The sequence below is a fragment of the Bacillus sp. PS95 genome, from assembly GCF_037963565.1.
Classification (GTDB): domain Bacteria; phylum Bacillota; class Bacilli; order Bacillales; family Bacillaceae; genus Bacillus; species Bacillus subtilis.
Genome location: NZ_CP150160.1, coordinates 1,178,807 through 1,190,695, shown reverse-complemented (window position 1 = coordinate 1,190,695; position 11,889 = coordinate 1,178,807). Strand labels below are relative to the sequence as shown.

Here is an 11,889-nt window from a genome sequence, read left to right as displayed (position 1 = left end):
GTCTTCTTTGATTCAAGCCAATTGAAAAAACAGCTGTTTCTCAATAAACTTGTGTTGTGAATATCTTCCGGTTTTTCACTGCCTTTTGTCAAATCATATGCAGTAATGAAGAGAACGAATGCCAAAAAAGCAGTAAAAACACGAAAAACCTTTCCTTTTGTGCCTTTCACAGCCTGCCCACCACCTTTGTCTTAGGGTGAGCCAAATAAGACAAACTCATTCTATAAAACAGCTGCGGTCTCTTTCTATGAGATCCTGCATGGAGTGTATGCCGCCTGCAGGCTGATTCAGCACATATACTTCTTTCTGAGTCTCCCTTAAAAATCCCTTCTTGCACAAAAAATCAATATACTGTTTAACCGCTTCTGAAAGACACTCTTCGCTGCATTCGAACCTGAGTGCAATGTTCTTATTATGAATGTGCAGTTTGCACTGCTGCAAAACGGCTGAAAAACGAATTGGCGCACGTTTATCTCCAAGATCCGTCATAAACAAATAAAGAAACCCCTGCCACACAAAAACCGGACTCTTAAAAACTGCCCCTTTTCTAACAGGAACAAACACTTCAGTCGGCAGAAAAGAAAAAGGTGTCTGCCGCTTCTCATAAAACAGCAGCCTAAGGCGATTTGTTTCCTTTGAGTTAAACCGATGGGGTTTATGGCGAAAACGGTGAATCGCTTTCGTCCAGCCTGAATATTGAATTGAGGGTTTCGGTTCAGTGAAAAAAAGATCGTCTGCACCTGCCCGATGGATAGGGATCGTTTGGACTGAGGAATAAGAATGGTTTGTATAGAATGGAATGATGTGGCTGAGCCGGAGAAAAGAACGCCTTTCAGGACAATAACATATCAGCTCTCTGTATGGACTTGCATTGATAAACTGCCAATGAAAAGCTGAAAGCTGATAAAAGGACGAAGCAGTCCGTTTTAAGCGGCTGTATCCCATAATCCACTGCGGGATGATTCCTTCTTGTTTGAAGCCCTCTGTCCGCTTTTGAAAGACATCTGGAGCGATAGTGGCGCATTGATATTCAACAGCAAGCATATGCTCCTTAATTCTTGCCATGACGTCCGGTCTTTGGTTGATTGTCCTTATATACGGCTCCAATATTGGTGAAGCCCGTTGCGTTTTCAGCCATACATACAGCTGTCTTTTTCCTTCTAAGTGGTAGGCGCTTTCCGGTTCGATGTCTATGGAGCAGGACTTGTTCTGTTTATGGGCAAAATGCGGCGCTTTTTGAAGTCCGAGCTTCACAGCTAGCTCTCCTCCGCATACCGGACAGAAGAACCGTCTCCGCTTTAATTTCTGGTTTTGCTGAGCGCCTAGAAGGTGAAACATTTGGCCGTCTTCAGTCACAGCACTAAACAATTGTCATCTCTCCTTTCCAGATGAAGTATACTTTCTAGAAAAGATGATCAACTCCTGTTCGCTGTATTTTCTGCTTGTCTATATGTTTTTGATTTTTCACATCTCTAAAATGGCATTTTCGTGCATAAAAAAAACCGATTTCCGGAAGGAAATCGGTTTGCTATGATGCAAAGTGTTTTTTTATCGTTTCTAGAGCATGCTCTGAAATAATCAGCTTGCCGTACTCTTCAAGACGGTGTATGCTGATTGAGGATTCATTTGCGTACTCCAGCAGGATGCTTAGTTGATTTTCAACCTCTTCATCAGTCATATTGCCAAAATCTACATATAAATAATATCGGTTCTCAAACGAATATAAAGTCGTTTTGCTTCCGTTAACGTTCAAATTAGATAGAGAAATAACATCCTCAAAATCGCCAAATCGCAAGACAAATTGAAGCTTTTGCTCCTTCTCTTCCTGATTGACGGCTTGCTCTTCTTTCTGGAAATCATCCAGCAAGGCGTCAAGATCCTCAGATGCTGGTTCTTGCTTTTTATCCTCAGGAATCGGCAGTTCGAGCTTTTGTCCGTCTTTGGAAAGCTGGGCTTTTGTGACGATGATTTCTAATCCTTTGTCCAGTGCCTGAACTTGAATCCAAAGTGGGCCTTCCACAGCGAATTCCTCTTCTTCATGAACTTCATCCATGACTTCCCAGAAAAGTTCTTCACTGCGCTCACGGTTATACCAAATTTCTTCTCTGTCAAAACCGCGATCTTCAATATCTCCGTAAGACATATAAAATTTTACTGTATGCTCGTTAATTCTTTCAATTTCCATTTGCCAACCTTCCCTTCTATATAAGATGTTGAAGGGACATCTAAGCTCCCGATTAATTGTACTTTACTACACTTTACCCATTCCGTCCACATCTTAACCTTAACCAAGGCCAGTGTGAATTCCTTTGTATTTCTATTTTATGATAAAACAGTCACAAAAGAAATAAAAATGCACCTTTGCCTAAAAAACGGCAGATCAGGCGGCTGATATCATAAAATATGACCTGTCTCATATAGTAGTAGTACAAGCGAAGGACTGAAAGCGAGGTGCCGCTTCATGGAGCATGACTATCTGATTTCTCTGCTTGTCATTGTTGGGATTGACCTGATCCTCGGCGGAGATAACGCGGTTGTTATTGCCATGGCCAGCAGACATTTGCCGGACAAGCAAAGACAGCAAGCCATTATTCTCGGAACATTTATTGCCGTTGCCATGAGAATCGGATTAACAAGTGCAGCAGTATATCTTTTGAACATTCCGTTCTTGCAGTGCGCCGGCGGAATTTTCCTGCTGTATTTAGGATATCAGCTGCTGATTGAAAAAAAAGACACGAAACACATTAAAAGCAGCACCTCCCTGTGGAGAGCGATACGAACGATTGTGCTTGCAGATCTCTTTATGTCGCTGGACAACGTCATCGCAGTTGCGGGAGCATCACACGGTGAGTTTTCTCTCGTTGTTATAGGTTTGTGTGTATCGGTTCCGGTTATTATTTGGGGCAGCAAACTCATCCATATTGCACTAGAGAAAATACCGCTTCTGATTTACGCGGGAAGCGGGCTGCTTGCTTATACTGGCGGAGAAATGATTGTCAGAGACAAAAAGCTGTCGCTTTTTATGGCGCAGCACGGCACAGTTGAAACGCTCCTCCCCATTTTGACGGTTGCGTTTGTCATCCTTGCGAGCATTTATTACCAGCAGGTTGAAAAATAAAAGAAGGCTGATGACTCAGCCTTCTTTTGATGATACGATCTATTAGTTTGCCAAACGCTGTGCTTCTCTTAATTGGAAAGAGCGAACTTTTCTTGGCAGGAAACGTCTGATTTCGTCTTCGTTATATCCGACCTGCAAACGTTTTTCGTCAATGATGATCGGACGGCGAAGCAACCCTGGATGCTCGTTGATCAAGCGGTACAAATCTTGCAGCGGCATAGATTCAACGTTCACATTCAGTTTTTGGAATACTTTTGAACGGGTTGAGATGATTTCATCTGTACCATCCTCAGTCATTCGAAGAATTTGTTTTATTTCATCAATTGATAAAGGTTCAGAGAAAATATTTCTTTCTACAAATGGAATATCGTGCTCCTCGAGCCACGCTCTCGCCTTTCTGCATGAAGTACAGCTTGGTGATGTGTATAGTGTAACCATTCATCTTCACTCCTCTAATTAGTAGGATGAACATCTATTTTATTCTTAAATTGAAATTACTCTAAAAAAGGAATCTTTACAGGTATTATACTATAAAAAAGTAAGTGTGAACAGTATCCTAAGAAAAAAATGTGTCAATCCAGCAAATTTTTAATGTTTATGATATGTTCTAATTCTCAATTAGCTTAACTGATCGAAAATATTTTTTTGTTTTTCTTCATCAATGAGTTTCAGGACTTCATCCGTTTTTTCGTACGATTCCCCGTACCATTTCTCGTCTTTATAAGTATGAATGTTTTCATATGTTTGTTTCATGGCTTCAAGAATTTCTTCTTCTGATTCTGTTTTTGGTGACCAGTACAGAATCTCCATCTTGTTTACTTCATTCGTAGCCAATGACCGGCGCCGGTACCCAATTGACTGAGCATGCTTGAAATGCTCTCTTTGATAAAACCTCAGGCGTTTTTCTGTATCAGTATCATCTTCATCCACAGGTTCCACCTCGAGCAATATGGGCTTATTTTTCTTTTTCAGCTTCGCGATCAATTTGCCGCCAAGCCCCTGCCCTCTTGCATCCTTAGACACATACAGATAATCAACGAAGATAAAAGAATCGAATTCCGCAAACATTAAAATATGATGTTTGCCTTCATCTTTATGATAAATATCGCTTCGCTCTTTCAGAAGAGCTTCCATATGCGCTTTTGATTTCATTTCTTCAATTGGAAAGTACTCGCTAAGCTTTTCATACCAGTTCATTGATTTGCTCCTTATGAGTTCGTTGTCTTCATACTTTTAGATATACCCCATTTCTTCTTGTTTAAACAGCCTTACATCTATAAAGACGTGCGAACTTCCGCCATGGTTTCATTTTTTTTTCAGCAAAAACGGAGCCAGCTGCTCCGTTCATTTTGAAGTGTATCTCATTGAACTCGATTTTCTCGCCTGTAATGAACCAGGCGGGGCTGCGCCAGTGCAATCAGAAATGTCATGATATATAATGCAGCAGCCGCGATAAAAGCTATTTTCGCACCAGCAGCATCAGCCACTAGCCCCATAATGGAGTAGGTGACGCCTGACCAAGGAGTCAAAATCGCATTTTTTGCAGCCATGATTCCGATTCGTTTCTGCTCGGGAATAACCTCCTGCAGCATGGTTTCCTGGCAAATATCACGCACCTGATAAAAAGGCCCCATTGCAGCACAAGCCAGAGCGCATAAAAATGGGACTGGAGAAAATGAAAACAAAAGGGTCAGCGCCGACATTACAAGCGAGCTGAACATAATGGCATAGCCCATATTCCGCTCAAAAAAAGAAGAAAAACGAATAGCAATCACACTGCCGACAATTGCGCCTATAAAATAGGAAGCGTTAAACATCCCCCACCACACCTCTGTTTCATGCAAAACAGCCGCAGTAAATGCGAGGAGAATAGCAGATGACCATACGGAACCCGCCAAAGCTTCTATCATGTCCATTACAGTAATGTCTCTTACAATAGGGATGATCATTAAATCCTTCCATATACTTCTGACAGATGCTGTTTCAGCAGTTCCTACAGCCTCTTCTTCATTTACATGCAGCACACTGATGGAAGCTCCCGATAGAACAAACAGGCAAATGGCAGCGCCGACAACGAGTTCAAAAGGGACGGCGTACGTCAGAAGGCCTCCAAGGCCCCAGCCTGCTGTTAAGAACAATTGATTCGAGAGGGAGATCACACCATTCGCTTTTACATATTGCTTCTTTGGAACAATAATCGGCAGCAGCGCAAATCTTGCCGGCTGAAAAAAAGCGCCCGCGAAGGAAAAACAAAACACAAACAGCAGCGTAATCCAAAAGAATGCCTGTCCGTGATGAGTGACGCTGTATGCCATCAGTATTGTAAAGACCGCTCTCAGCAGATTCGCTCCCGCAAGCACCTTTTTAAAACCGAGATTGCGAAGCACCGGAGAGACGCAAAAGCTTGCTGCTATACTCGCAAACGACATGAACGATAAAATAAGGCCCGCCAAAAAAACGGAGTCAGTCATTTGATAGACCCGGACCATTAAAACGATTGTGACGAGGACTCCTGCTAAAGATTGAAAAGATTGAGACAGCAATAGCGCAAAAACATTTTTGTTATGCAGAAATTGAATCGTATTTCGCCTCCGGTTTTTCCTCTAATTGTAAATGTTATCATTCTCACTTTCTATGAGGACGCAAAAAAATCCTTCAAGAGATTCTCTTGAAGGATTGATGAATCATGAAAAAGCTTTAAATTCGGCTTCCGTGCACATCACAAAATGTCCCGGTTTGACTTCACGGAATTCCATCGTTTCCCCATCCTTTAATTGATGGACGGACGGATCATATTTCTGGCGAACGCGATTTCTCTCATAGTCTGGATCTGGAAGCGGAATCGCAGAAAGCAATGATTTTGTATATGGGTGAAGCGGATTTTCATAAAGCTCATCTGCCGGCGCAAGCTCAACCAGTTTCCCGAAATACATGACGCCAATGCGGTCACTGATGTATTTGACCATCGATAAATCGTGGGCAATAAACAGGTATGTGAGCCCTTTTTCTTTTTGCAGTTCTTTCATTAAATTCACGACCTGCGCTTGAATGGATACATCCAAAGCGGAAATCGGCTCATCCGCGATAATGAATTCCGGATCAACAGCAAGCGCTCTGGCAATCCCGATTCTTTGGCGCTGGCCGCCGGAAAATTCATGAGGATAGCGGTTCGCGTGTTCCTTGTTCAATCCCACTGTTTCCAATAGTTCATGAACTCGCTGCATCCGCTCTTTTTTCGTTTTTGCCAGCTTATGAATATCAAGGCCTTCAGCAATAATATCAGCAACTGTCATTCTCGGATTCAGAGATGCATAGGGGTCTTGGAAAATCATCTGCATTTTGCGGTTGAATTCCAGCAGCTTTTTCCGCGATTTTCTCCCGTGCACATTTTCGCCGTTAAACAGCACCTCACCATCGGTTGCTTCGTACAGCCGGATAATGCTTCGGCCTGTTGTCGATTTACCGCAGCCAGATTCACCAACCAGCCCTAATGTTTCACCTTTATAGATATCAAATGATAAATCATCTACAGCCTTAACCGTTCCCCTCGGCGTGACAAAGTGCTGTTTTAAATGTTTGATTTCTAATAGTTTTTCAGTCAATTCATTCACCTTCTCTCACTAAGACAGGTTTTTCATACGTATTTGCCAGTTTACGCATTTTCGCTTTTACCGCTTCAGGCGGCTCTACCTTTGGCGCGTCAGGATGAAGCAGCCACGATTTTACATAATGTGTATCGGATACCTTAAACATTGGCGGCTCCTGTTCAAAATCGATTTTCATCGCGTAAGAGCTCCGCAGGGCAAAAGCATCTCCTTTTGGCGGGTTTGTCAAATCAGGCGGTGTGCCCGGAATGGCAGTCAGCTCTTCCTCTCCTGAACTTTCCAGTGTCGGCATGGATGCAAGAAGCCCCCAAGTGTACGGATGTCTCGGATCGTAGAAGATTTCGTCTACCGTACCGGTTTCTACAATCTGTCCCGCGTACATGACAGCGACCCGGTCAGCAACGTTAGCCACAACACCAAGATCGTGTGTGATAAAGATGATGGACGTGTCAATTTTCTTTTGCAAATCCTTCATTAATTCCAAAATTTGCGCTTGAATCGTTACATCAAGAGCAGTTGTCGGCTCATCGGCGATCAGAAGCTTTGGATTCGCTGCAAGCGCCATGGCAATGACAACCCGCTGCCTCATCCCGCCTGAAAATTCGTGCGGAAATTGGTTCACCCGCTTTTCCGGCATTGGGATACCGACTAATTCCAGCAGTTCAACCGCGCGTTTTTTAGCCGCTTCCTTCGAGATCTTTTCGTGTTTAAAAAGCACTTCCGTAATTTGTTTACCGACCTTCATCGTTGGATTTAAAGAGGTCATCGGATCTTGGAATATCATGCCGATCTCTTTTCCTCGGACATTTTGCATTTCTTTTTCGGACAGCGGCACCAGATCCTTCCCTTCAAACAGGATTTCACCGCGTTTGAAATAACCCGGAGGCATTGGAATCAGCTTCATAATCGCTTGAGAGGTTACACTTTTTCCGGAACCTGATTCTCCAACAATGGCCAGCGTCTCCCCTTTATCCAGATGGAAATTCACTCCGCGGATCGCCTGGACCTCTCCGCCATATGTTTTAAATGAAATTGCTAAATCTTTTACTTCTAATAGGCGTGTCACCCGTATCACTCCCTTATTTACGTAACTTAGGATCCAATGCGTCTCTTAATCCGTCGCCGACAACGTTGAAACCAAACATTGTAATGCAGATAAATCCGGCAGGGAAGAATAAACGCCACGGATAATAGGTCAATGCAGGCAATCCGTCAGAAGCCATCGTTCCCCAGCTTGCCAGCGGAGCCGGAACACCGAGTCCCAAATAGCTTAAAAAGGCTTCTGTGAAAATCGCAGTAGGAACTGTCAATGTCATCGTGACCAAAATGGAACCCATTGCGTTTGGCACGATATGTTTAAACAGCAGACGGGATGTTTTTGCACCCAGTGTCTGTGAAGCAAGCACATACTCTTGATTCTTCAGCTGCAGCACTTGTCCGCGCACGATTCTGGCCATGTTAATCCAGCCCGTAATCGTCATGGCAATAATAATCGTAAATAGCCCTTTCGGAAGAACAACCATCAGTAAGATAACCATTAATAATGAAGGAACTGCCCAAAGGATGTCAGCGATGCGCATCATGATTTCATCTGTTCTTCCTCCGCGGAAGCCTGAAATGCTCCCCCAAATGACGCCGATCAGCAAATCGAGAACAGCGGCTGCGACACCGATAAAGATTGAGATTCGCGCCCCTACCCATGTACGGACGAAAATGTCCCGTCCAAGATCATCTGTGCCGAACCAGTGATCTTTTGAAGGCGGCTTATCCGCATTTAAAAGATTAGTAGTTGAATAATCATACCTTGAGAACATCGGCGCAAAAATTGCCATAAGGATAATGAGCACGATAATGATAAGCCCGACCATTGCAAGCTTATTGCTGCGGAAGCGAAGCATCGCATCTTTCCAGAGGGAAAGGCTCTTTTTACTTATTTTTTCTGCATCGCCGGCATTCGCTGCGGCTGGTTCAAACATGTTTTTTGGAATGTTCTGCATGGCCTAGGCTCCTTTCTTTGCTTTGGAAAGCTTGATTCTTGGATCAATAATGCCGTATAACACATCTACGATTAATACACACAATAGCAGGATGACACTGAAGAACACCGTTACACCCATAATGACCGTATAATCACGGTTTGTAATACTGTTGACGAAGTGTGCACCAAGCCCCGGGATCCCAAAAATGGTTTCAATAATGAAGCTCCCCGTTAAGACCTGTGCGGCCATCGGACCCATATATGTAACAACCGGCAAAAGCGCGTTTCGAATGGCGTGCCGCACTGTAACCGCTGGGCGGGACAGCCCTTTCGCTTTCGCTGTGCGGATATAATCACTGTTTAACACTTCGATCATGCTTGAACGGGAAAGTCTGGCAATAAACGCCATCGGCATGGAAGCAAGTGCGATTGAAGGCAAAAAGGTGTATGCCCAGGAATCCCACCCCGCGACCGGAAACAGCCCAAGCTTCATGGAGAACACATATTGCAGAACAGCCGCCATGATAAAGCTCGGAACCGAAATACCAAATATCGTTAAAATCGCGACGGTATAATCCTGCCACTTATTATGGTAAAGGGCTGCAATGACCCCAAACAATACACCTAACGCTAAAGCGAGGAGAATAGCTTCTGCTCCAAGAGTAAATGAAACGGGGAAACCTGAACTGATCAGGTCGTTAACACTCTGACCTTTATATTTAAATGACGGTCCGAAATCCCACATTGCAACTGATTTCAAATAACTGACATATTGTACAAACAGCGGCTTGTCCAAGCCATAATGCGCATTTAAATTTGCTTCAATTTCAGGCGGAAGCTTTTTCTCACCTGAAAATGGCCCGCCCGGTGCTGCTTGCATTAAGAAGAATGTCACAGTTACAATCACAAATAGTGTGATAATCATATAGACTAAGCGTCTTCCGATATATTTTAGCAAGGGGGAACACCTCCATGGTTTTTACATTTTTATACTCCATCAGTAAGAAAGGTATATGGGGCTTTTCTCCCCATATACCTTGAGGTCTTTTATTTTCAGACGTAGCCTTATTTAAAATATGCGTTTCTGAAATAAACCTCACCAGTACCTGGCATGATAACACCTTTTAGGTTTTCATCCTGTACCCAAGTATCAGTATAGAAATAGATTGGGGCAACCGGCATTTCATCAATGAAAATACCTTCTGCTTTTTTCAGCAGCTCTGCACGTTTTGTTTTATCTGTTTCAGTTTGTGACTGATTCAGAAGCTTTTTGAATTCTGGATTTTCCCAGCCTGTATCGTTATTTCCTCCGTTTTTGTCACGGAACAATTCAAGGAAGTTGATAGGATCATTGAAGTCGCCGAGCCAGCCCATACGGCCGATTTGATAATCTTGGCTGTGGAGCTTATCAATATAGACATTCCACTCTGAGTTATCAAGCTCAACATCAACGCCTAAATTTTTCTTCCACATTTCTTGTACTGCTTGAGCGATTTTCGCGTGTGCGTCATCAGTGTTGTAAGACAATTTGATTTTTGGCAAATCAGATGCCTTGCTCAAGCCCATTTCTTTTAGGCCTTTATCAAGGTATTCTTTTGCTGTTTTGACATCATTGTCTTTGAAGTATCCTTCTTTGTTATCCTCAAATCCCTTCATTGTAGGCGGCACTGCAGCCATTGCCGGGATTTGCTCTCCTTGCGTAACGTTTTTAACAATCGACTGACGGTCAAGCGAATATGTTAAAGCTTTACGGATATTTACGTTGTCTAATGGCTTAGCTTCAGTGTTGAATTTGTACCAATACACACCTGCAATCGGCTCAACATGTAAAGAACCGTCTTTTTTCAAGGTCGGCAGGGATTCTGTCGGAAGCTGTCCGAGCGGCATACCGGCCCAATCAAGTTCGCCAGCTTGGAATTTTTTTAGTTCCGTATTGTTATTGTTGATCATAACCATATCGATTTTCTTCAGTTTGACTTTGTCTTTATCCCAATACTGGTCATTTTTTTCGAGAGTAATAGAGCCGCTGTGTTTCCATGCCGTCATTTTGAACGGCCCGTTTGATACATAATCATCTCCGGCATTTGTATTCCACTTTTTATTTTTCTCTGCAATTTTCTTATTGATCGGCATATACGTATAGAACGCAGTTAATTCAGTGAAATATGGAGTCGGGTTATTTAATTCAACCTTCAGCGTTTTGTCATTCACAGCTTTTACTGCCACATCGTCTAGGCTGCCTTTTCCGGTATTCGCCGCTTCAGCACCTTTTATGTAGTAGAGCTGGTAAGCGTATTGTGATTCGTTATTAGGGTCAAGCGCCCATTTCCAAGCATATTCAAAATCTTGTGCAGTTACAGGGTCTCCATTAGACCATTTCACACCATCACGAATGGTAAATGTATATGTCTTTCCGTCCTTGCTCGTTTCAATCTTAGAAGCCATGCCTTCTTCAGGCTCACCATCTGCATTGATACGTGTCAATCCTTCAAAAGTCTGACGGATAACACCGCCTGATACTGAATCATTTGCCAATCCCGGATGTAAGGAGAACGGCTCAGTTTTAATATTAATGTTAAGTGTCGTCTTTCCTTTACTGTCCTTTTTCCCTTCACCGTTTGATCCGCTGCCGCCAAAGCCGCACGCGCTCAGCACGAGAGTGAAAATGAGCATCAACGTGACAATCGACCAACGTTTTTTCATATTCGCAAACCCCCTAATAATAATTTTTCAGCTCCTTACGGCTAAATCCTCAGAAATATCAGACAAATGAACCTGAGTTTCCACAACTTTTATTCTGTTCCGTCTTTTCTGATTATTTTTGTAAAAAAGCTGTAACAATAGAGTGAACAAGTTCATTATAATGAAACAAATAATTTATTGCAATATTATTTTATCAATTTAAAATATTTAAACTTCGTTAGTTTTTCTTCCATGAACATAATATCCTTCTACCATTTAAAGCATAAATTGATTAAAAACTTTTTCATGTGTTTTCTGCCCATATTGCTTTTTACATATAATATCTGCCTGTTTTTACGCTGATAGCAGTTATCATTTAAGGATTTTACAGCACTCGTGTTATTTATATTATTACAATTTTACTGGAAAAAAGAATGTTTTTTCATGATGACAATTGGTTATAATTGATTTATAATGAAGCAATCAAAAGAAAAGCTTGCTATGAA

At 42.5% G+C, this 11,889-nt stretch carries 13 protein-coding genes and 1 other annotated feature (1 of these 14 running past the window's edge); of the genes, 2 read left to right on the top strand and 11 right to left on the bottom strand.

Annotated features, from left to right (window positions below; all coding sequences use genetic code 11):
• Positions 1-216 precede the first annotated feature (216 nt).
• Positions 217-1,368 (bottom strand): competence protein CoiA, encoded by a 1,152-nt coding sequence (gene coiA, locus NSQ12_RS06190; RefSeq protein WP_024573349.1) that lies wholly within the window; start codon positions 1,366-1,368, stop codon positions 217-219.
• A gap of 43 nt (positions 1,369-1,411) precedes the next feature.
• Here coiA and NSQ12_RS06185 point away from each other — a divergent pair, with 43 nt between their 5' ends.
• Positions 1,412-1,534 carry a hypothetical protein gene (locus NSQ12_RS06185; RefSeq protein ID WP_003245684.1) on the top strand — a complete coding sequence of 41 codons (123 nt, stop codon included), beginning with the start codon at positions 1,412-1,414 and terminating at the stop codon, positions 1,532-1,534.
• On the opposite strand, the gene mecA is transcribed toward NSQ12_RS06185, so the two are convergent.
• Complete coding sequence (mecA, locus tag NSQ12_RS06180; RefSeq protein ID WP_015252354.1) at positions 1,529-2,185, bottom strand: adaptor protein MecA; 657 nt, start codon at positions 2,183-2,185, stop codon at positions 1,529-1,531. The genes NSQ12_RS06185 and mecA overlap by 6 nt on opposite strands.
• Positions 2,152-2,292 (bottom strand): hypothetical protein, encoded by a 141-nt coding sequence (locus tag NSQ12_RS06175; protein ID WP_119122854.1) that lies wholly within the window; start codon positions 2,290-2,292, stop codon positions 2,152-2,154. The genes mecA and NSQ12_RS06175 overlap by 34 nt, the downstream gene beginning before the upstream one ends.
• Before the next feature lie 169 nt (positions 2,293-2,461).
• Between NSQ12_RS06175 and NSQ12_RS06170 the strand changes: the two genes are divergently transcribed.
• A complete protein-coding gene (locus tag NSQ12_RS06170) occupies positions 2,462-3,118 on the top strand; it encodes a TerC family protein (protein WP_003232944.1) in 657 nt (218 codons plus the stop codon).
• 42 nt (positions 3,119-3,160) lie between these two features.
• Here the strand turns inward: NSQ12_RS06170 and spx are convergent, their stop codons facing one another.
• From spx to oppA, 8 genes are all read right to left on the bottom strand, one after another.
• On the bottom strand, positions 3,161-3,556 hold the full coding sequence (gene spx, locus NSQ12_RS06165) for a transcriptional regulator Spx (protein ID WP_014476435.1): 396 nt from the start codon (positions 3,554-3,556) through the stop codon (positions 3,161-3,163).
• Between the two features lie 180 nt (positions 3,557-3,736).
• Entirely contained in the window at positions 3,737-4,315 is a 579-nt protein-coding gene (locus tag NSQ12_RS06160; RefSeq protein WP_003224597.1) for a GNAT family N-acetyltransferase, read from the bottom strand.
• Positions 4,316-4,479: 164 nt separating this feature from the next.
• A complete protein-coding gene (locus NSQ12_RS06155) occupies positions 4,480-5,697 on the bottom strand; it encodes an MFS transporter (RefSeq protein WP_339176662.1) in 1,218 nt (405 codons plus the stop codon).
• Positions 5,698-5,802: 105 nt separating this feature from the next.
• Positions 5,803-6,720: an oligopeptide ABC transporter ATP-binding protein OppF gene (gene oppF / locus NSQ12_RS06150; RefSeq protein WP_003245567.1), complete on the bottom strand. Its 918-nt coding sequence runs from the start codon at positions 6,718-6,720 to the stop codon at positions 5,803-5,805.
• A 1-nt stretch (position 6,721) separates the two neighbouring features.
• On the bottom strand, positions 6,722-7,798 hold the full coding sequence (oppD, locus tag NSQ12_RS06145; RefSeq protein ID WP_077670618.1) for an oligopeptide ABC transporter ATP-binding protein OppD: 1,077 nt from the start codon (positions 7,796-7,798) through the stop codon (positions 6,722-6,724).
• 4 nt (positions 7,799-7,802) lie between these two features.
• Positions 7,803-8,720, bottom strand: coding sequence for an oligopeptide ABC transporter permease OppC (gene oppC / locus NSQ12_RS06140; protein WP_003232954.1), 918 nt, complete (start codon positions 8,718-8,720; stop codon positions 7,803-7,805).
• Between the two features lie 3 nt (positions 8,721-8,723).
• Positions 8,724-9,659, bottom strand: coding sequence for an oligopeptide ABC transporter permease OppB (gene oppB / locus NSQ12_RS06135; protein ID WP_003245554.1), 936 nt, complete (start codon positions 9,657-9,659; stop codon positions 8,724-8,726).
• A gap of 107 nt (positions 9,660-9,766) precedes the next feature.
• Positions 9,767-11,404, bottom strand: a complete 1,638-nt coding sequence (gene oppA / locus NSQ12_RS06130; RefSeq protein WP_015252360.1) for an oligopeptide ABC transporter substrate-binding protein OppA — start codon at positions 11,402-11,404, stop codon at positions 9,767-9,769.
• Positions 11,405-11,875: 471 nt separating this feature from the next.
• Positions 11,876-11,889, top strand: a binding site (T-box leader); it runs 201 nt beyond the window's last position.

Bases quoted from the DNA above. Each gene is read 5' to 3' on its own strand.
- NSQ12_RS06185 (WP_003245684.1), top strand. From the start codon at position 1,412: ATGATCAACTCCTGTTCGCTGTATTTTCTGCTTGTCTATATGTTTTTG.
- mecA (WP_015252354.1), bottom strand. From the start codon at position 2,185: ATGGAAATTGAAAGAATTAACGAGCATACAGTAAAATTTTATATGTCT.
- NSQ12_RS06170 (WP_003232944.1), top strand. From the start codon at position 2,462: ATGGAGCATGACTATCTGATTTCTCTGCTTGTCATTGTTGGGATTGAC.
- spx (WP_014476435.1), bottom strand. From the start codon at position 3,556: ATGGTTACACTATACACATCACCAAGCTGTACTTCATGCAGAAAGGCG.
- NSQ12_RS06160 (WP_003224597.1), bottom strand. From the start codon at position 4,315: ATGAACTGGTATGAAAAGCTTAGCGAGTACTTTCCAATTGAAGAAATG.
- oppC (WP_003232954.1), bottom strand. From the start codon at position 8,720: ATGCAGAACATTCCAAAAAACATGTTTGAACCAGCCGCAGCGAATGCC.
- oppA (WP_015252360.1), bottom strand. From the start codon at position 11,404: ATGAAAAAACGTTGGTCGATTGTCACGTTGATGCTCATTTTCACTCTC.